This window comes from Verticiella sediminum (assembly GCF_007558815.1).
GTDB classification, from domain to species: Bacteria; Pseudomonadota; Gammaproteobacteria; order Burkholderiales; family Burkholderiaceae_B; genus Verticiella; species Verticiella sediminum.
The window spans coordinates 746292-765247 of the sequence record NZ_VLTJ01000039.1; the positions used below are offsets into that span (position 1 = coordinate 746292).

Annotated in this window: 16 protein-coding genes; 11 read left to right on the top strand and 5 right to left on the bottom strand. The window is 65.1% G+C overall.

Annotated features, from left to right (window positions below; genetic code table 11):
• Position 1: 1 nt before the first annotated feature.
• The 5 genes from FOZ76_RS22965 to FOZ76_RS22985 all read left to right on the top strand — a co-directional run bounded on the left by FOZ76_RS22965 (position 2) and on the right by FOZ76_RS22985 (position 5832).
• Complete coding sequence (locus FOZ76_RS22965) at positions 2-889, top strand: ABC transporter permease (RefSeq protein WP_143950580.1); 888 nt, start codon at positions 2-4, stop codon at positions 887-889.
• Positions 886-1746 carry an ABC transporter ATP-binding protein gene (locus tag FOZ76_RS22970; protein ID WP_143950581.1) on the top strand — a complete coding sequence of 287 codons (861 nt, stop codon included), beginning with the start codon at positions 886-888 and terminating at the stop codon, positions 1744-1746. Before FOZ76_RS22965 ends, FOZ76_RS22970 begins: the two co-directional genes overlap by 4 nt.
• 118 nt (positions 1747-1864) lie before the next feature.
• Positions 1865-3232, top strand: coding sequence for an arylsulfatase (locus tag FOZ76_RS22975; protein WP_143950582.1), 1368 nt, complete (start codon positions 1865-1867; stop codon positions 3230-3232).
• Between the two features lie 127 nt (positions 3233-3359).
• A complete protein-coding gene (locus FOZ76_RS22980; protein ID WP_143950583.1) occupies positions 3360-4229 on the top strand; it encodes a formylglycine-generating enzyme family protein in 870 nt (289 codons plus the stop codon).
• A 97-nt stretch (positions 4230-4326) separates the two neighbouring features.
• Complete coding sequence (locus FOZ76_RS22985; protein WP_143950584.1) at positions 4327-5832, top strand: SulP family inorganic anion transporter; 1506 nt, start codon at positions 4327-4329, stop codon at positions 5830-5832.
• A gap of 123 nt (positions 5833-5955) precedes the next feature.
• Here FOZ76_RS22985 and FOZ76_RS22990 read toward each other — a convergent pair whose 3' ends face one another.
• From FOZ76_RS22990 to FOZ76_RS23005, 4 genes are all read right to left on the bottom strand, one after another.
• Entirely contained in the window at positions 5956-6762 is an 807-nt protein-coding gene (locus FOZ76_RS22990) for a GntR family transcriptional regulator (protein ID WP_143950585.1), read from the bottom strand.
• A 215-nt stretch (positions 6763-6977) separates the two neighbouring features.
• Positions 6978-8075: a CaiB/BaiF CoA transferase family protein gene (locus FOZ76_RS22995; RefSeq protein ID WP_143950586.1), complete on the bottom strand. Its 1098-nt coding sequence runs from the start codon at positions 8073-8075 to the stop codon at positions 6978-6980.
• On the bottom strand, positions 8072-9067 hold the full coding sequence (locus tag FOZ76_RS23000) for a Bug family tripartite tricarboxylate transporter substrate binding protein (protein WP_143950587.1): 996 nt from the start codon (positions 9065-9067) through the stop codon (positions 8072-8074). Before FOZ76_RS23000 ends, FOZ76_RS22995 begins: the two co-directional genes overlap by 4 nt.
• Before the next feature lie 23 nt (positions 9068-9090).
• The gene (locus FOZ76_RS23005; RefSeq protein ID WP_143950588.1) at positions 9091-10722 is read right to left on the bottom strand and encodes a carboxylesterase/lipase family protein; all 1632 of its coding nucleotides are present in this window, start codon (positions 10720-10722) and stop codon (positions 9091-9093) included.
• 218 nt (positions 10723-10940) lie between these two features.
• On the opposite strand from FOZ76_RS23005, the gene FOZ76_RS23010 reads away from it, so the two are divergent.
• The 3 genes from FOZ76_RS23010 (at position 10941) to FOZ76_RS23020 (ending at position 15184) form a co-directional block, all read left to right on the top strand.
• Positions 10941-11942, top strand: coding sequence for a LysR family transcriptional regulator (locus tag FOZ76_RS23010; protein ID WP_143950589.1), 1002 nt, complete (start codon positions 10941-10943; stop codon positions 11940-11942).
• 132 nt (positions 11943-12074) lie between these two features.
• On the top strand, positions 12075-13667 hold the full coding sequence (gene guaA / locus FOZ76_RS23015; RefSeq protein ID WP_143950590.1) for a glutamine-hydrolyzing GMP synthase: 1593 nt from the start codon (positions 12075-12077) through the stop codon (positions 13665-13667).
• Between the two features lie 308 nt (positions 13668-13975).
• On the top strand, positions 13976-15184 hold the full coding sequence (locus tag FOZ76_RS23020; RefSeq protein WP_143950591.1) for a tyrosine-type recombinase/integrase: 1209 nt from the start codon (positions 13976-13978) through the stop codon (positions 15182-15184).
• Positions 15185-15583: 399 nt separating this feature from the next.
• Here the strand turns inward: FOZ76_RS23020 and FOZ76_RS23025 are convergent, their stop codons facing one another.
• The gene (locus FOZ76_RS23025) at positions 15584-16555 is read right to left on the bottom strand and encodes a LuxR family transcriptional regulator (protein WP_246129715.1); all 972 of its coding nucleotides are present in this window, start codon (positions 16553-16555) and stop codon (positions 15584-15586) included.
• A gap of 146 nt (positions 16556-16701) precedes the next feature.
• Between FOZ76_RS23025 and FOZ76_RS23030 the strand changes: the two genes are divergently transcribed.
• Genes FOZ76_RS23030 through FOZ76_RS23040 form a run of 3 tightly spaced genes read left to right on the top strand, consistent with a single transcriptional unit; the run spans position 16702 to position 18496 of the window.
• Positions 16702-16875 carry a helix-turn-helix transcriptional regulator gene (locus tag FOZ76_RS23030; protein WP_211366416.1) on the top strand — a complete coding sequence of 58 codons (174 nt, stop codon included), beginning with the start codon at positions 16702-16704 and terminating at the stop codon, positions 16873-16875.
• A gap of 3 nt (positions 16876-16878) precedes the next feature.
• Positions 16879-17757 (top strand): helicase RepA family protein, encoded by an 879-nt coding sequence (locus FOZ76_RS23035; protein ID WP_143950593.1) that lies wholly within the window; start codon positions 16879-16881, stop codon positions 17755-17757.
• A complete protein-coding gene (locus FOZ76_RS23040; RefSeq protein WP_143950594.1) occupies positions 17744-18496 on the top strand; it encodes an ABC transporter ATPase in 753 nt (250 codons plus the stop codon). The genes FOZ76_RS23035 and FOZ76_RS23040 overlap by 14 nt, the downstream gene beginning before the upstream one ends.
• Positions 18497-18956: the final 460 nt, after the last annotated feature.

Below are 18956 nucleotides of genomic sequence, written 5' to 3' on the forward strand. Positions count from 1 at the left end.
CATGAGTCGTCCATCACCAATGCTGTCGCAGGCGACGCCGGTGGAGCGGCAAGGGTCGGGCCGGCCCGCCGGCGCCGTGCCGGCGGGGGTCGTGGCGGATTTCGTGCGCCAGCATGCCGTCGCAGCCCTGTTGGCGGTCGCATCGATCGGCGGCGTGTTCCTGTTCTGGTATCTGGGAACCCGGTACCAATGGGAGTTCTACATCCGGTTCAGGAATGTTCCCACGCCCTATGCCGTCTTTCAGGAAGCCGTCGATGTCGTGTTCTCCGGCCAGTTCTCGACCCACATCCTGGTCAGCCTGCGGCGGATTCTCGCCGGTTTCGGCATCGCCATCGTGCTGGGGGTCGTGCTCGGCCTGCTGATCGGCCGCTATCGCCGGGTCAGCGAACTGTTCATGCCTGCGATCGAGGTCCTGCGCCCGATCCCGGCGATCGCCTGGGTGCCGATGTCGATCATGCTGTGGCCCACCAGCGAGGCCTCCATCGTGTTCATCACCTTCGTGGGCGCCTTCTTTCCGATCCTGCTCAACACGGTGCACGGTGTGAAATCGATGGACGGCGTGCTGCTGCGCGCCGGCCGCTGCCTGGGTGCGCATGAACTGCAGTTGTTCTGGCACGTGATCCTGCCTGGCGTACTGCCCCACATCTTCACGGGCCTGGCGATCGGCATGGGTGTGGCCTGGGTGTCGCTGATCGCCGCAGAGATGATCTCCGGCCAGTTCGGCGTCGGCTACTACACCTGGGAGGCCTATTCCCTCGTGAATTATCCGGCGATCGTGCTCGGGATGATCACCATCGGTGTGCTGGGGCTGGCCTGCAGCGGCGCCATACGCCTGATCGGCCACGTCGCGATGCCCTGGCTGGCCTACGTCAACGGAGCGAAGAAATGAACGGTGCAAGCAAGGGTTTCGTCGAATGCCGCAACATCGGCGTGGTGTTCGGCTCCGGCGACGCGCAGACGGAAGCGGTCAAGGACGTCTCGATCACGGTCCAGCCGAATGAGTTCGTATCTCTCATCGGCCCGTCGGGCTGCGGAAAATCCACGCTTCTGAGCATCGTGGCGGGCTTCGCCCACCCTACGCGCGGCGTCGCCACCCTGGACGGTGTCGAGATCAGGAAACCGGGCGCCGAGCGCGGCGTCGTGTTCCAGCAGTACTCGCTGTTTCCCTGGCTGACGGTGCGCAAGAACGTCGAGTTCGGCCTGCGCATGGCGGGCGTTCCGTCGAGCAAGCGCATCAGCTCGGCCCGCACGCTGCTCGGGCTGGCCGGGCTGCTCGCATTCGAGAACCACTACCCCGATCAGCTCTCGGGCGGCATGAAGCAGCGCATCGGGATCGTGCGCGCGCTGGCGACCAGCCCGCAGGTCCTGCTCATGGACGAGCCGTTCGGCGCGCTCGACACGCAGACGCGCGCGGTGATGCAGGAAATCCTGACCAACATGTGGCAGCAGTTCCGCATATCGGTGCTCTTCATCACGCACGACATCGAGGAATCGGTCTTTCTCTCGGACCGCATTTACGTGATGACCTCCCGGCCGGGCCGGATCAAGGCGGAGATCCAGGTGCCGCTGCCGCGCCCGCGCACCGCGGCCATGACCGACACGAAGGAATTCACCGATCTGGTCCACCAGTTGAAGTCCCTCATCCGCGAGGAATCCCTGGCGGCGATGGGCTCGGAGCTTGGCCCGGAAGGCGTCGCCGGCTTCGGCATGGAAGTGGGCCCCGGCGGCGTGAACAACATCTTGTGATTACGGGCCCCGAGTCCGAGTCTCGCCCTCTGCAGGGCGAGGCGAAGCGAGGCAAGCCCATTCTGGCGCCGCGCGCGCCTCCATCCTCCCATCCTCATCTCAACCCTGGAGTACACAAATGGCGAAAAAGCCCAACATTCTCTTCTTCCATGTCGACAATCTCGGCATGGGAGAGCTCGGGTGCTATGGCGGCGGCAAGCTGCGCGGTGCGGACACCAAGCGCATCGATGCCTTTTGCAAGGAAGGCATGAAGCTCACCCATTACGTGGTCGAGCCGCAGTGCACTCCCACGCGCTCGGCGCTGATGACGGGTCGCTATCCGATCCGTTCCGGCAACCACACCATCGCGCTGGGCGGCAACGGCGGCGGCCTGGTCTCGTGGGAAGTCACCGTCGCGCAAGTGCTGGAGAAGGCCGGCTACAAGTCCTCGTGCCTGGGCAAGTGGCACATCGGTGCCGAGGACGGACGCTTTCCCACCGACCATGGCTTCGACGAATGGTACGGGCCGTTGCGCACCTATGACGAATGCATGTGGCTCGAGGACCCGCACTACGTGCCCGAACGCGACGGCTACTCGCACATGCACGAGGGCAGGAAGGGCGAAGGCACCCGCCCCCTGCTGGACGAGCAGTTGACGATGGAGACGAAGAAGATGTGCGACCTGGAATACCAGAAGCGCGGCGTCGACTTCATGCGCCGCTGCGTCGCCGAGGACAGCCCGTTCTTCCTCTACTTCAACCATTCGCTGATGCACTTCCCCATGTCGCCTCGCGACGAGTTCGTGGGCAAGAGCACCAACGGTGACTGGGGCGACTGCCTGCTGATGCTGGACCACGACTTCGGCGTGCTGCTCGATGAACTGGACCGCCTCGGCGTTGCCGACGACACCATCGTGATCCTGTGCGGCGACAACGGCGCGGAGGACCACCTGGCTGGCCGCGGCACCGGCGGCTTCTTCGACGGCTCCTATTTCAGCTCGGCCGAGGGCGGCATCCGCACGCCGCTGCTGGCCCGCTGGCCCGGCCACATCCCCGCCGGCATCGAGAGCAACGAGATGGTCCACGTCACCGACATGTTCACCACGCTCTTGAGCTTCACCGGCTGCGAGCCGCCCAAGGATCGGATCATCGACGGCGTCGACCAGCGCGAGTTCTTCGAGGGCAGGCAGGAGACCTCCAACCGGGAAGCGTGCATGGTCTGGCTCAAGGACGAACTGCACGCGGTGAAGTGGAAGGACTTCAAGATCAATTTCAAGCGCCAGCAGCACTTCCACGATCCCGAACTGCCGCTGGGTTTTGCCCGCATCACCCATCTGCAGGAGGATCCGAAGGAGCGCGAGGCCGTCAACCAGCGCTACGTGCGGTGGTGGGTCATGCAGCACGCCCACCGCGTGGTCCGCGAGTTCGAAGACAGTGTCAAGCAGGAGGCGCTGATCCCGCCCGGGTCGCCGCTCGACTTCGTACCGCAGACCGCCAAGGCGGGCTGACGCCATGTCCTCGCACGACGACGCCCGGAGGCACGCCTCCACGGCGGGCGGATGCTGCGGGGGCCGGCGGGGCGCGGCTGCGGCCGCGCCCGCAGGCGCCCAGCCCGGCCCGGTGGATTCGTCCCGCATGGTCCAGATACCCGGCGGAAGCTTTCTGATGGGTTCCGACCGGCACTACCGCGAAGAACGCCCCACGCGCCGCATTTCCGTCGAGGGGTTCCGGATCGACCGCCATCCCGTCACCAATGCCGAGTTCCGGGCCTTCGTCGAGGCGACCGGCTACCTGAGCACTTCCGAGCGGCAGCCCGATCCGCGTCTCTATCCGGATGCCGATCCCGAGCTGCTCGCCCCGGGCTCGCTGGTCTTCGTCAAGCCCGACAGGCCGGTCGGGCTGCGCGACTTCAGGCAATGGTGGGCCTATGTCCTGGGCGCCTCGTGGCGCCGCCCGCTGGGTCCGGACAGCAGCCTGGAAGGTCTCGACGATCACCCGGTGGTCCACGTGTCGTACGAAGATGCGGCCGCCTACGCGGCCTGGGCCGGCAAGTCGCTGCCCACCGAGGCCGAGTGGGAATTCGCCGCGCGGGGCGGGCTGGACGGCGCCGTCTATCCCTGGGGCGACGAGTTCATGCCCGACGGCAGGATGATGGCCAATACCTGGCAGGGACAGTTCCCCTGGCAGAACAGCCTGGAGGACGGCTACGAGCGGACCTCGCCGGTCGGCGCCTATCCGCCCAACGGCTATGGCCTGCACGACGTGGTGGGCAACGTCTGGGAATGGACGACGACCGCCTTCGGCGCGCCGCCGGGCGTGGCGCAAGCGAAGTCGTGCTGCGTCCCGGGACGGGCGGACGATCCGTCCGTGCGGCACGTGGTCAAAGGAGGCTCGCACCTGTGTGCGCCGAATTACTGCTTGCGGTATCGTCCGGCTGCGCGCCAGGGCCAGACCCTGGACACCGCTACCAGCCATATCGGATTCCGTTGCGTGATACGAGGCTGAACCCGGCGCGCCTGGCCACGGCTCGAACCGGCACGGCGCGCTACGCATGCTTTACAACCCGGGGCGCCGCTCGTCCCCGAATACCAAGAATTTCGTCATGACCCAACCCGCCACCGATGCCGCATTGCCGGTGCAGCCCGACGCTTCGCCGACGCTGCGCGACGTACTGCGCTCCCCGAGCCTCCTGACCCGGGAATGCCTGGCCGGCGCCATCACGGCGCTGGCGCTCATCCCGGAGGTGATCTCCTTTTCGGTCATATCGGGCATCGACGCCAAGTCGGCGCTGTTCGCCTCGGCCGTCCTCTGCCTGGTCATGTCCTTTCTCGGCGGCAGGCCGGCCATGGTCACCGCGGCTGCAGGTTCGGTGGCGCTGGTGGTGGGCCCCATGGTGCGTGTGCACGGCGCCGAATACATCCTGCCCGCGGTGCTGCTTGCCGGCACCATCCAGATCGCCTTCGGTCTGGCCGGCTTCGCTAGGTTGATGCGGTATGTTCCCCGATCCGTCATGATCGGTTTCGTCAACGCGTTGGGCATTCTCATCTTTCTTGCCCAGATTCCGCACATCGTGGACAAACCCGCCGTCGTCTACCTGCTGTTCGCGGCGGCGGTGGCGATCGTGCTGTTCTTCCCGCGCTTGACCACGGCGATCCCCTCACCGTTGATTGCCGTGGTCGCGGCCACGGCCGTGGTCATCGCCGGCGGCCTGGACGTTCCCACCGTGGGCAGCGGCGGAGCGATGCCTCCCGGCCTGCCCGGGCTGACGCCTTGGCTCGTCCCCTTCAACCTGGACACGCTGCGCATCGTCTGGCCCACCGCGCTCAGCATCGCGTTCGTTGGGTTGCTCGAGTCGCTGCTGACCGCCAAGCTCGTCGACGACATGACCGACACCAAGTCGAGCAAGGGACGCGAGTCCTGGGCGCTCGGTGTCGCCAATCTGTGCTCGGCGTACGCCGGCGGTATCGCGGGCTGCGCCATGATCGGCCAGACCGTGGTCAACGTGCAGTTGGGACGCGCCCGGACCCGGGTTTCCACCATCGCGGCCGCACTCATCCTGCTGCTGCTCATGACGAGCCTGAGCGGGCTGATGGCGCAGATTCCCATGGTGGTTCTCGCCGCCATCATGATGATCGTCGCCCTCAAGGCAGTGAACTGGCACAGCCTGCGCCCAGCGACGCTGCGGCGCATGCCGCTGTCCGAGACCGTGGTCATGGTCGTCACTGTCGCCGTCACCGTCGGCACGGAGAACCTTGCGCTGGGTGTCGCCGTCGGCGTGCTGTGCGCGATGATGCTGTTCGCGCGCCGGGTCGCGCATGTCGTGCGCGCGGACCGCATCCTCGACGAGGACGGGCGCAGTGTCCGCTACGAGGTCCACGGACCGCTGTTCTTCGGCAGCAGCAACGACCTGGTCGAGCGCTTCGCCTATGCGGCCGACCCTGTTTCGGTGCAGGTGGATTTTTCCGCGTCGCAGATCTGGGACGCGTCCACGGTCGCGGCCCTCGACGCCATCGAAGCCAAGTACCGGGACCACGGGAAAACGGTGTCGTTCGTCGGCCTGGATGCGCGCAGCCGGGCATTCCACGAGCGCCTGACCGGGCGGCTGTGAGACGCGGCCACCCGCTCAGGCGCGAGTTCCCCTCTAGCGCGCGGTCCGCGTGCCGTCCGGTTTCCCCAACGGCTGGATCCATGGGGAAAAGCGCTCGGGAGCTTCGAGCGCTTTGGCCCGTGGTCAGAACGCGGCGCGCTCCACGCGCACGCGATAGCGGAACGCATCGCCTCGGTAGTACAGGTGCTCATAGTCGATCGGCGTCTCGCCGCCGCCGTCCATCGTGTGCGTCAGGCGCTCGATGAAGAGCACCGGCGAGCCGTCGGCCACGCCCAGATGGCGCGCCAGCCTCGCATCGGCGAGCATCGAGCTGATCTGCAGGTCCGCATGGCCCAACGCCAGCCCGTAGTCGTTCTCCAGGATGGCAAAGACGTCGCGCGTGGCGAGATCCTCCCGGGCCAGGCGCTCGCCGATGGCGATTGGCACGTAGGTCACGTCCAGCGAGATCGGTTCGCGGTTCAGGAAACGCACCCGTTGCAGCTCGGTCACGCGCGCGCCCTTGTCCAGCCGCAGTTGCTCGCGCACCTGGGGCGAGGCCGCCACCTCGCGGATCGATACGAGCTTGTTGTAGGTGTCGTAGCCCATCTGTCGCATGGCCTCGCCAAAACCCTGCAGTCGGCCCAGGTCCTGGAAGGTGCTCTGCTTGGCCACGAAGGTGCCCTTGCCGTGCATGCGGAAGATCAGCCCTTCCTTTTCCAGATCGTTGAGCGCCTGGCGCACGGTGATGCGGCTCACCGCGAAGGCGCGGATCATGTCGTTCTCGGACGGCAGCTTGCAGTGGGGCGGATAGCGACCCTCCAGGATGTGGCCGCGCAGCAGGTCCTTGATCTGTACGTAGAGGGACACCGGAGAGCCCGGGTCGAGCGCAGTGGCATTGAGATCGGGCGGGGTGGTACCGGCGTCGGCAGCGGGGTTAAGGGCGTGGGGCATGGGGCAGTGGGGCGAGGCGGCGGCCGCGGGCGCGCGGGCCGGCAGGGCGTGGATAGAGACGAGTCTACTCATTATTACATGGCATGACTCGTGCTTTGCGCCAACTGCCGGTGCGCGTGGCCTGCGCCTCCCCCAGGGACGGCGGGCGCGGAGGGCTGCCCGCGTCCGGGGGAGGGGGCTGGCGCCGATGCCAGCCCGGACGCGCCCGATGCGCCTCAGCGCCGCACGCCGAAGCCCAGCCCTGGCGTCGTCACCGACATCTCGCCTTCGGTCAGCGTGACCGTCTCGATTGCCCCTTCAGCCACGGCATCGCGGGCGAATTCCGCGATGGTGCGCAGCCGCGAGCAAGGCACGCCACGCGCGATCAGCCGCCGCTCCAGGTCGGCGGCGTCCTCTTGCGCCACCGCTGCGCGCAGCCGGCGCTTGAGTTCGGCCGGGTCCTTGGCCCGCACGAAGGTCGGCTTGCCGGTGAGCTCCAGCGGCGGATCGAAGACCGCGGGGTCGCGCAGCGTGTCGGCCATGCCCAGTTCGTCCAGCAGGCCGGCGAGCTGGCGCGGCGTGTTCGCACCGAAGGCGATCCAACCCTCGCGGGCCGGGAAGAAGTCCGCCGACGGGCTGCCCGAATAGCCCTGGTTGCCCACGCGCGGCGGCGTCGTTCCCTGCGTGAGCGCCTCTGCCGCAAAGCCGTACATCAACTGCATGGCCGCGCCCGTCATCGACACGTCGAGCAGGCAGCCCCTGCCGGTGCGATCCACGTCGCGCAGCGCCGCGACGATGGCGAAGGCGGCGAGCAGGCCGGTGGCCGAATCGACCACCGGAAAGCCCGTCTTGATCGGCGGATCGCCTTCGAGGCCGGCCATGAACGTCATGCCGGTGGCGGCCTGCACTACGTGGTCGTAGGCCGGGCGCAGCCCCCAGGCCGGGCTCGCCCGCCCGAAGCCCGAGATCGCGCAGTACACCAGGCGCGGGTTGATGGCGATGGCCGCGTCATAGCCCAGACCGTATTTTTCCAGCGTGCCCGGACGCAGGTTGTCGACCAGCACGTTGCAGTCGGCGAGCAGGGCACGCGCGCGGGCCTGGTGGGCCGGCAGCGACAGGTCGAGCTGCAATTCCTCCTTGCCCGCATTGAGCGCGAGAAAGGATTGCCGGCCCTTCTCGGTATTGCGCATCACGTCGCCGCCATCGGGATGCTCCACCTTGATGACCTGTGCGCCCAGACGAGTCAGGAAGAAAGTGGCAAGCGGGCCCGCGATCACGTGCGAGAAGTCGAGCACTTGAACCCCGGCGAGCGGGGCGAAATCCTGTTGCGTCATTGTTGTATCTCGATTTTGCTGTCGGTGATGATCTTGCGGTACTTGGCGGTCTCGGCCTCGACGAAGCGGGTGAATTCCTCGGGGCTTTCGCTGAGCGACACCAGGGTGCCGACCTGCTCGTTGAAGGCGATCACGTCGGGTTGGCTATACACCTTCCGGAAGGCGGCGAAGAGCTTGGCCACTACGTCGGGCGGCGTGCCCGCGGGCACCCACGCGCCGCCCCAGGAATCCAGGGCCAGATCCTCGCGCTGGAAGACTTCGTTCAGCGTCGGCACCTCGGGCAGGGTCGGCAGCCGCTCGGCCGAGGTCACGGCCAGCGGCCGGACCTTGCCGTTGGCGATCTGGGGCAGGGCGGTCGAGGACACCGGGAACGCGAACTGCACGTCGCCGCGCAGCAGCGCCGGCACGATCTCCACCGAGCCGCGGTAGGGTATGTGGGAAGTCTGGATCCCGGCCACCTGGCTGAAGGCGGCCGCCGAAAGATGCGCGGCGCTGCCGATGCCGCCCGAAGCGAACTGCAGGGGCGCGGGGGCCGCCTTGGCGGCCTCGATCAAGCCCTGCACGTCCTGGATCGGCGAATCGATGGTCACCACCAGTACCGACGGCGAGAAGCCCGTGCGGGTGACATGCACGAAGTCCTTGACGGGATCGAAGTTCAGGCTGGGCTGCAGGACTTTCTGCGTCACGTGGCTGGACGACCCCAGCAGGACGGTATAGCCGTCGGCCGGCGCGCGCGCGGCGAACTCGCCGGCCAGCATGCCGCCCGCGCCGACCTTGTTCTCGACCACCACGGTGGCGCCCAATTCCTTGGCGAGCAGGTCGCTGGCCTTGCGCGCGAGCACGTCGGGGCCGCCGCCGGGCGCATAGGGCACGATCATGCGGATCGGGCGACTGGGATAGCTGTCGGCGGCGAGCGCGGCCGAACCCGACGCGAATGCGCCGACGGTGAGCGCTGCCGCGAGGGCCACGCGGGTGCGTGAGGTAACGGACATGAGGGGTCTCCTTGCGTGTGTTTCTAGTGAGTTGCCGGTGAGCGCGGCGGCACCACCGGCGCCGCCACGCCGACGTTCAGAAACCATTGCTGGCCTGCCCGGCGCCGGCGCGACACCAGTTCTTCCTGCATCTCGAACATGCCGGCGATCGGATCCGCGCCCGGTTTGGGGCCATCGGCGAAGCGCATGTAGCCCTCGTTCCGGGCATAGGGCGGCCAGGCGGGCCGGCCCGCACCGGCGGGGACGCCATCGCGGATGAAGCCCACCCAGTAGTCCAGCATGGCATCCGACAGCGCCGCTTCGGCGGCGCCCTCCGGGCGCGGCCAGTTCACGGACAGCGCCGCGTCGGGCCCTACCTGGCCGAATACATAGGGCAACTCGCTGGCGTGAAAGGCGCACAGCCCGCGCTGCCTGGCGGCCGGGTAGCAGTGATCAAAAATGTATAGATAAGCGGGCAGCCCGGCTTGCGCCTGCTGGCGCACCATGCGTTCGGTGGCCCAGCCGTAGATCGCATCGCGCAAAGTGGCGAGCATGCTCTCCTGGACGTCGGAGGCCGGATACAGGCGCAGAAAGGCCGGCGCCAGGTCGCCATAGCGACGGGTGATCTCGGCCTCGTAGGTGGCGGCATCCGGCGGCGTCGCGGGCAGAAAGCGCTGCGAGCGCACTTCGCCGCTGTTGAAGCCCGCGAGCAGCGGCACCCGGGCCTGCTCGCCGCGATCGAAGGTGTCGACCACCTGGGCGGGCAGGGACCAGCCGTCCACCGTACCCTGCGGCGAGAACCCCGCCTTCGTGCTGGCGAGCGTCAGCGTTTCGGCATCCATCGCGCGCAGCGCCGGCAGGTCGGCCGCGCCCACCGCCTTGGCGATGTCCGCCCCGATCTGCCCGGCCGCCGGCAGCCCGTAGGCCGGGCCGGTCAATTCCGGCACGGCCCGGATGTTGGCGCTCTGGGCGATGGCCTTGTGGAACAGGCCGCGCGCCAGCGGGCTCGTCAGCAGGTAGGTCACGCTGAGCGCGCCGGCCGATTCGCCCATCACCGTCACGTTGGCGCTGTCGCCCCCGAAGGCGGCGACGTTGTCGCGTACCCAGCGCAATGCCTGGATCTGGTCGAGCAGGCCGTAGTTGCCCGAGGCGTGCTGCGGCGATTCGGCGCGCAGCGCCGGGTGCGCCAGCCAGCCCAGTACCCCCAGGCGATAGTTGATCGAGACGAAGACCACCCCGCGGCGCGCGAAGTGGGCGCCGTCGTGCATGGGCTGGGCGCTGCCGCCCATGCGCAGCGAGCCGCCGTGGATCCAGACCACCACCGGCGCGTTGCGCGCATCGGCCGGCGCCCAGACGTTGAGTGTCAGGCAGTCCTCGCTCATCGCCGCGGGCGGGTCGGCATAGATGTTGTCGGCGGCGAGCGGCGGCTGCACGCAGCTCGGCCCGAAGGCCGTGGCGTCGCGCACGCCTTGCCAGCCGGCGTCCGGCACCGGCGGCTTCCAGCGCAGCTCGCCCACCGGCGCCTGTGCGTAGGGAACGCCCTTGAAAACGTGCAGGCCGTTCTCGGCGGAACCGGCGAGTCGGCCCTGCGCGATCGTCACCACGGGCGCGGCCGCGGCCGGAAGGGCAGCGGCCGGGGCGCAGGCCGCGCCGGCCAGGACCAAAGACGCCGCCATGGCTTGCAGCCGTCGCCCGGCGGTATTCGAAGATGGCGGCGCTGCGCCATGGCGCAGCGTCCGGCGGCCGGCGCGCGGCCGTGCGCGCCCCGAATCGGGGGCCCCAGGCAGGGCATGCATGGGTTGTCTCCATTGTGTGGTGTGTTTATCCGGCCATTGTTCTGCGTCAAGCTATGCTTGTAAATTATCCAGTTATGAATTCGCCATAAGGAAATCGTATGGCTCGCACCAGCCGTCCGCGTGGGCCGCGGCAAGAGGACGGGAAAACGGGTTCCGGCCCGGCGCCGCTGTCGCCCGGCGCCCGGCAGAACCAGTTGGAACGCCTGCGCCTGCGCCATCTGCGGCTGCTCGACCTCGTCGCCGAGCAGGGGTCGCTCTCGGCTGCCGCCAACGCGCTGCATCTGAGCCAGCCCGCGGCCACCAACATGCTGCGCGAGCTGGAGACCGCCTTCGGCGAGCGGCTCATCGTGCGCAGCGCCTCGGGCAGCGTGCTCGCACCCGCCGGAGAGATCGCCTTGCAGCGTTTGCGGGTGGCGCTGGCCGCCGTGCAGGGGGCGGTGCTCGACGTCGCCGAATCGCCCGCCGTGCCCACCGTGCGGCTGGGCATCATCCCCGCCGTCGGCGTGACCGCCATCCCCCATCTGGTGCGGCGCTTCACCGCACAGCAGGCGCTCCCGCGCTTGTGCATCGAAGAGGGCACCGTACCGGTGCTGGTCGAGCGCCTCATCCGCGGCGACATCGACGGCATGGTCGGCCGGCTCGACCTCGAAGGCGAGCACGTCGCCATGGCGCGCGACATCGTCATCCGCCCCCTGTGGACCGACCGGCTGGAGATCGCCTGCGCGCCGGATCACCCCTTGTACCTAGAGGGCCGGCCGGTCAGCCTGCGCGCCCTGACCCGGGAACCATGGATCGTGGCACCGCACGGCGCGCGCACCCGCGAGTTCTTCGACCAGCGCTTCCTGAGCGCCGGCCTCATGCCGCCCCGCCCCGAGATCGAGTCCTTCTCCTTCCATACCAACCTTCCCGTGGCTGCCGCGTCGAGACTGCTCACCATCGCGCCCAGCACCGCCGTGCGCTATTACGAGAAACTGGGCGTCGTGCGCGCCTTGCCCTTGGCCGAGCCTTTCGGCGAAAGCTCCGCCGTGTTCGCACGGCGCAGGGAGGTAAGGATGCCGGCGCTGGAGGAAATCGCCGACATATTGGCGGAGATGGCGTAGAAGGGCGAGTGTGGGCCGGCGCCGTCTCACGGGGCGCCGGATCCTCTGGATGCCCCGTCCGCCGGCGCCAGGCCCCCGGCGCTACCGGCTAAAATCACGGGATTCATCTCCTTACCGAGCACCGCCGCCACCATGCACGACCGCATCCTCATCCTCGACTACGGCTCGCAAGTCACCCAGCTCATCGCCCGCCGCGTGCGCGAAGCCCAGGTGTACTGTGAAATCCACCCCGGCGACGTGGATGACGCCTTCGTGCGCGAGCAGGCGGCCCAGGGCCTCAAGGGCATCATCCTCTCGGGCGGCCACGCCAGCGTCTACGACGACGGCTCGGCCACCGTGCCGCACGCCGTCTTCGAAGTCGGCGTCCCCGTGCTCGGCATCTGCTACGGCATGCAGGCCATGGCCCAGCAACTGGGCGGCAAGGTCAGCTTCGCCGACCACCGCGAGTTCGGCTACGCCGAAGTGCGCGCCCAGGGCCACACCCGATTGCTCAACGGCATCGAGGATTTCCGCAACGCCGACAGTCACGGCATGCTGAAGGTCTGGATGAGCCACGGCGACAAAGTCCTGGAGCTGCCACCCGGCTTCGTCCTCATGGCCTCCACCCCCTCGTGCCCCGTCGCCGGCATGGCCGACGAAGCCCGCGGCTTCTACGGCGTGCAGTTCCATCCCGAAGTCACCCACACCGTCCAGGGCCAGGCCATCCTCAGCCGCTTCGTGCACGAAATCTGCGGCTGCGCGCACGACTGGAACATGCCCGACTACGTCGCCGAAGCCGTCGAACACATTCGCCAGCAGGTCGGCAGCGACGAAGTCATCCTCGGTCTTTCCGGCGGCGTGGATTCCTCCGTCGCCGCCGCGCTCATCCACAAGGCCATCGGCGACCAGCTCACCTGCGTCTTCGTCGACCACGGCCTCTTGCGCCTGAACGAAGCCGAGCAGGTCATGAAGACCTTCGCCGACAACATGGGCATCCGCATCATCCACGTGGACGCCAGCGACACCTTCATGGGCCACCTGACCGGCGTCACCGACCCCGAAGCCAAGCGCAAGATCATCGGCCGCGAGTTCGTCGAAGTCTTCCAGAACGAAGCCGGCAAACTCAAGAACGCCCGCTGGCTCGCCCAGGGCACCATCTATCCCGACGTCATCGAATCGGCCGGCGCCAAGACCGGCAAGGCCGTCAGCATCAAGTCCCACCACAACGTCGGCGGCCTGCCGGACACGTTGAATCTCAAGCTGCTCGAACCCTTGCGCGAACTCTTCAAGGACGAAGTCCGCAAACTCGGCATCGCCCTCGGCCTGCCGCCGGAAATGGTCTACCGCCATCCTTTCCCCGGCCCCGGCCTGGGCGTGCGCATCCTCGGGGAAGTCAAGCGCGAGTACGCCGACCTCCTGCGCCGGGCGGATGCCATCTTCATCGAGGAACTGCGCAACACGCGGGACGAGGCCAGCGGCAAGACGTGGTACGAGCTGACCTCGCAGGCGTTCGCCGTGTTCCTGCCGGTGAAGTCGGTGGGGGTGATGGGGGATGGGCGGACGTATGACTACGTGGTTGCGCTGCGGGCCGTGGAGACCACCGACTTCATGACGGCGGGGTGGGCGGAGTTGCCTTATTCGCTGTTGGGGCGGGTGTCGGGGCGGATTATCAATGAGGTGCGGGGGATCAATCGGGTGGTTTATGACGTGAGTTCGAAGCCGCCTGCGACGATTGAGTGGGAGTGATCGGACGTCTAGTACAGTCCGGCACCAGACAGCAAGAAAGAGCGCCTAAGCCCGCGTAAATGCGGGCTTTTTTGATTCTTTGAGTGGCACCATCTGGTAAATTTTCGCATAGCCAAGCACCATTTTTTTATGGCATGGTAGAGGGTATCGAATGAACCTGATGCCATGCTTGGCAGTTGATACCATGTCGCTCAGAACGAGTGGTTCATGGTATCAAATTTACCTAACTCGTTGATCTATATAAATTTATATGGAGAAAGTACGGGTGTTCTGGGCATGGTATTTTGACGTGGAGAGCCACCCAACCCATGCTGACCGATACCAAGCTGCGCAACCTCAAGCCACAGGACAAACTCTACAAGGTGAACGACCGCGACGGCCTCTATGTGGCCGTGACGCCTGCCGGGTCGATCTCGTTCCGCTACAACTATTCGATCCACGGCAGGCAGGAGACCATCACCTTCGGCCGCTACGGTATCGGCGGGATCACCCTGGCAGAAGCCCGTGAGCGGCTGGGCGAGGCCAAGAAGATGATTGCCGCAGGGAAATCGCCAGCCAAGGAAAAAGCCAGGGATAAGGCTCGCATCAAAGATGCGGAGACGTTCGGCGCCTGGGCCGAAAAGTGGCTGCGCGGGTACCAGATGGCCGAATCCACGCGAGATATGCGCCGCTCTGTCTTCGAGCGTGAACTGAAGCCGAAATTTGGCAACCAGAAACTGGCAGAGATTACCCACGAAGACCTGCGCACGCTGACCGATGCCATCGTGGAGCGAGGCGCGCCGGCAACGGCAGTGCATTCCCGCGAGATTGTGTTGCAGGTCTATCGTTGGGCCATTGAGCGCGGCCAGAAGGTCGAGAACCCGGCCAATCTGGTGCGTCCTACGACCATCGCCAAGTTCGAGCCACGTGACCGGGCGCTGACGCCAGATGAAATCGGCTTGATGTACCAGTACATGGAGCGCATCGGCACGACCCCTTCCATCCGGGCGGCGGCCAAGCTGCTGCTGCTGACGATGGTACGTAAGAGCGAGTTGACCAACGCGACCTGGAGCGAGATCAACTTCAGCCAGGCGCTTTGGACGATCCCGAAGGAGCGGATGAAGCGACGCAATTCGCACCTGGTGTTCCTGTCCCGGCAGGCGCTGGACATTTTCATTGCCCTCAAGACCTTTGCCGGAGGATCGGAGTACGTGCTTCCGTCGCGGTATGACTCCGATCTGCCTATGAGCAGCGCCACACTTAACCAAGTGCTGACACTGACGTATCGGCTGGCGCAGAAAGAGGGGAAGTCGCTCGCCAAGTTCGGGCCGCATGACTTGCGGCGCACGGCCAGCACGCTGCTGCATGAGGCCGGCTACAACACCGACTGGATCGAGAAGTGCTTGGCGCACGAGCAGAGGGGCGTCAGGGCCGTTTACAACAAGGCCGAGTACCGCGAGCAGCGCACGTCGATGCTACAGGATTGGGCGGACATGATCGACGAATGGACGCTCAAGAAGCCAAGCCTGAAATCGTGAATTTGGATGGGAGCGTGGAGGACTACTCTTACCCACGCAGTTTTAGCCGCTAAAAAAACCATCGTTCAACCTCGTTAGCGGGCGGCAGCCGGCCAGCCTCGCAGAGCAGGATTCCCGTTGAGTGCCTTCGGCGCGAATAAGGGACAGTGAAGAAGGAACACCCGCTTGTGGGTGGGCCTACTTCACCTATCCTGCCCGCCTTACGGCGTTGTTTACACCAAGGAAAGTTCTGGTCGCGTTTTGTGGATTCCCCTGTAAACGCCGAGCCAAGCGTGTATACGCGTCGAATGCACGGCATTACAGGAAAACTCAGAGGTTTTCTGCCAATTTCCGCGTGAATTCCTCAACAGTTCCCCGTGATTTCCACATGAGCAAAAAAAGGTCCAGGCCGCAAAGGATTTACCGGCCATGGCGCTTCGTTGGTTTCAGGTGAAATCTCTCGGGGATTGCGGCAATTGCCTTAGAGACGGCCTGGCGTTCGATGCCCAGTCTTCGTGCAATCTCCGACTGATTGTGTCCTGACCATTGGAGCATCAGCATCTGCTTTTTACGGTCCGACAGTTTTGCGTCCACCATTTGCCGCGCTTGATTGCGGAGTTCGGTTGTGTCTGCCGGCTGTAAGCATTGACCCGCCACATAGTGAAAGACGTAGTTATCAACCAGTTGATCCCCCGATTTAACTTGGGGAGTGGCAGGCTTTGCGCTTTGCTGGCTAAGCCTGGCCAACTCGAGATCGAACTGAGCGACTGATCGCCTCGCTTGCCGATAGGCGGTATTCCAGGTGCCACTTGGCAACCTTGGCCGGTGCTCCAGGCAGTATTGGCTGCTCAGTCGAAGTTCTTCCTCCAGATCATTGGCCTTCGGGGTGTCGTTCCCATCAGCGTACAAGGCGAGTTCGGTGAGTGACCCGCAGAACCTGCAAAAACTTTGACGACGTTCGCCATTTAGGCGAGTGGTTCGCACTCGGGACTTTGCCGGTCGCTTGCAGGCGCAGTCCGCAACCAATTCGATCAACGTTTCCAGCGTCGCCACAAATCGCTCATCCCTCTTGGATTGCTTGTCCACGGTTTTGACGAACTGGCGTAGCAACTGCCGCTGCACGCGAACCATCGCATCAAGCCCCACCAACCGAATGATCTCGCTGAAGCTCACCCCTGTTCCCGCGCCAGGGACGTGGCCCAGGTAGCGTTGTGGCAGCGCCGCCGTGTATGCGGCCATAGCGGGGTCGATCAGCTCCTGTATCAGCCGAACGATGGGGTAGCGCTTTGAATACCTGGAGTATGGATGCCAGCGATCCTGAAGCTGTCCGATGGCTTCTGAGACTGTGGGATCGCATCCCTCCCAAACGGTAATGGTCGATTTAATTTTCATGTCAACCATTATCGCCAATTATTAGGCTGATGCAATACTGCGTTGCAAGGCATGATCAGGCACACATTAGAAAGTGACTGACGGAGGTCAATGCATGCAGGCAACGACGAACAGGACCCTAATCAACAAAAAAAAAACTACTGGCGATGATTCCGCTGTGCGAGCGCACGATTTACAACCTGGAGCAACGGGGAGAATTTCCCCGCCGGATTGCGCTCACTAGCCGAAATGTCGTGTGGGATTTGGCCGATGTCGAGGAATGGATTAAGGCCCGCAAGTTGTCGGGCATCCAAGCCCGTCGCCCCGGAATGGGGGGCTGAATTGTGTCCATTGATTTGCGGGCGGCCTTCGAGAATGAGCCGCCTGTACTTGATTTCATATGGCCTGGATTCCTTGCGGGAACAGTCGGAGCGTTGGTAGCGCCTGGAGCCACTGGCAAGAGCTTTTGGGCGCTTGAAGCAGCAATGTCCATTGCGTGCAGCGTTGCGGGCGGTGACCTTGTGGGCTTCAACCCGCAGCACGCTGGCCGCGTGATCTACCTGGCTGGAGAAGATCCGCCGGCAGCGCTTGTGTGTCGAATTCACGCTATCGGCAAGTACCTTGATCGGCAGGCTCGGGAAGCCATCGCGGAGAACCTGAGCGTTATGCCGATCATGGGGCAGCGCATGGACGTGATGAAAGAATCAGAGTTGTCCCGTCTAATTGAGACTAGCGCAGGTGCTCGGCTGATTGTGCTCGATACTTTGAGCCGGATTCACGGCTTGGATGAGAACAGCAACGGCGACATGGCGCGTCTTGTCGCCACCCTTGAGTACGTCGCGGCCAGCACCGGCGCATCAGTTCTGTACCTGCACCACGTCAGCAAAGGTAGCGCGCGCGAGGGGCTGGCCGATCAGCAGCAGGCCGCCAGAGGCGCGTCAGCTCTAATCGACAATGCCCGCTGGTGTGGCTTCGTGGCGAAGATGAGCGCGGATGAGGCCAAGCGTCTGAGTGATCGCGTCTATGAGCGACAGCCCATCGGAAACGAGCGGCGCGGCTACTTCGTGCGCTTCGGCGTATCCAAACAGAACTACGACGCCACCGATTTTGATCGCTGGTATTTGAGGCACGCCGGCGGTGTGTTGCGGCCGGTAGAGCTAGTGGAGGTGAAGAAGGAGAGCAGCCTGCACGTCGTGAATGGGAGGGACGATGAGCGGTGGTAATGCCGTGACCCCTACCAGTACGAGCGCGCAGGCACGGGTGATGCTCTATCAGCCTAGTCAGCGCCCACGCCTGCGCGAAGCAATTTGGGTGGACACGTCTTTCGGGCGCTGCCGCGTCACCGGTAGGTTAGGGCAGCGGCACGCCGATATTGTGGAGGCAGTCTTGTACTGCGCTGAACGTCGGCGCGATATCTCAGATGGTGGCGTTGAGCTTCTGGTGGACCCCGCCCGTGTGCGAAAGACACTGTCTGACAGCCGGTACAGCTTTACGCAGATCGAAAAGCTGTTGGTTGAATTACGCACCGCGACGATCTCAATCGAGACCCCGCAATTCGATTTTCCAATCATCGGCGGATTGATTGACCATGTTATCCCTTCGCCCATGACACGTCCCGATCCCCTGACGGGGGGTGAGCGGAGCCTCTGGCGGGTGCGGCTTGGTGTTGCGCTTGTGATGCTGCTCGAACATGATTTGAGCTTGTACTATGACCCGGCCCCCGTTGCTCGCCTACAGCATGGCATCAGCCAGGCTGTCGCGCGGCACGTTTTGAGCCACAAAGTAGAGCCGACTGGCGGATGGTATCTGGACACCATTATCGTGGCAGTAACCGGGGAAGCCTCAAGCCAGACCATGCGCGATGCTCGTCGAAGGCTCAAGGAGGATGCTGAAAAATTACGGCAAATTGGGCTTGCGATTGACGGCGACCGAATCAGGAAGAGGGGCGTTGGCAACACCTAAAGCGTGGCACAGCCGCCCGATGGCGTGGCACACCCGCCCGATAGCGTGGCACAGTCGCCCGAAACGTGGCACAGCCGCCCGGAGTTAGCAGGATATTCAGGATATTCAGATCCTGCGCGGCACAGCCCGCGCTTGATGCGCGGTCCGGCCTTGCCGGTCGGCCACGGGCCGACGGTTGAACACCAAGGAAGGAGAGCGTCTGCCGGATGCGCCTACTGCTCCTCCTGGCGTTCAACCTAAAACGTCGGTTTCCGGTTTCGCTTCATGGCGCGTCCCACATCCGCACAATGCGGATGGAATAGGAGGCGACCGGATCAGATGCCCTGCAAAAGCGCGCAGGACGACCAGGAGGCGGTTCAAAACGGTTCGGTATTGGTTGGGTGGCCTCGCGACCCGAAAATCGCACCACGGACCGTACATCGCGTTTTCAGGCTGGCGCCGGTTGAGACTGGTCCACGCG

What these genes read in the sequence shown, in the direction of transcription:
- FOZ76_RS23025 (WP_246129715.1), bottom strand. Translation starts at nt 16,555, where the DNA reads ATGAAAATTAAATCGACCATTACCGTTTGGGAGGGATGCGATCCCACA.
- FOZ76_RS23010 (WP_143950589.1), top strand. Translation starts at nt 10,941, where the DNA reads ATGGCTCGCACCAGCCGTCCGCGTGGGCCGCGGCAAGAGGACGGGAAA.
- guaA (WP_143950590.1), top strand. Translation starts at nt 12,075, where the DNA reads ATGCACGACCGCATCCTCATCCTCGACTACGGCTCGCAAGTCACCCAG.
- FOZ76_RS23005 (WP_143950588.1), bottom strand. Translation starts at nt 10,722, where the DNA reads ATGGCGGCGTCTTTGGTCCTGGCCGGCGCGGCCTGCGCCCCGGCCGCT.
- FOZ76_RS23020 (WP_143950591.1), top strand. Translation starts at nt 13,976, where the DNA reads ATGCTGACCGATACCAAGCTGCGCAACCTCAAGCCACAGGACAAACTC.
- FOZ76_RS22980 (WP_143950583.1), top strand. Translation starts at nt 3,360, where the DNA reads ATGGTCCAGATACCCGGCGGAAGCTTTCTGATGGGTTCCGACCGGCAC.
- FOZ76_RS22995 (WP_143950586.1), bottom strand. Translation starts at nt 8,075, where the DNA reads ATGACGCAACAGGATTTCGCCCCGCTCGCCGGGGTTCAAGTGCTCGAC.
- FOZ76_RS23040 (WP_143950594.1), top strand. Translation starts at nt 17,744, where the DNA reads ATGAGCGGTGGTAATGCCGTGACCCCTACCAGTACGAGCGCGCAGGCA.
- FOZ76_RS23000 (WP_143950587.1), bottom strand. Translation starts at nt 9,067, where the DNA reads ATGTCCGTTACCTCACGCACCCGCGTGGCCCTCGCGGCAGCGCTCACC.
- FOZ76_RS22990 (WP_143950585.1), bottom strand. Translation starts at nt 6,762, where the DNA reads ATGCCCCACGCCCTTAACCCCGCTGCCGACGCCGGTACCACCCCGCCC.
- FOZ76_RS23030 (WP_211366416.1), top strand. Translation starts at nt 16,702, where the DNA reads ATGATTCCGCTGTGCGAGCGCACGATTTACAACCTGGAGCAACGGGGA.
- FOZ76_RS22975 (WP_143950582.1), top strand. Translation starts at nt 1,865, where the DNA reads ATGGCGAAAAAGCCCAACATTCTCTTCTTCCATGTCGACAATCTCGGC.
- FOZ76_RS22965 (WP_143950580.1), top strand. Translation starts at nt 2, where the DNA reads ATGAGTCGTCCATCACCAATGCTGTCGCAGGCGACGCCGGTGGAGCGG.
- FOZ76_RS22970 (WP_143950581.1), top strand. Translation starts at nt 886, where the DNA reads ATGAACGGTGCAAGCAAGGGTTTCGTCGAATGCCGCAACATCGGCGTG.
- FOZ76_RS22985 (WP_143950584.1), top strand. Translation starts at nt 4,327, where the DNA reads ATGACCCAACCCGCCACCGATGCCGCATTGCCGGTGCAGCCCGACGCT.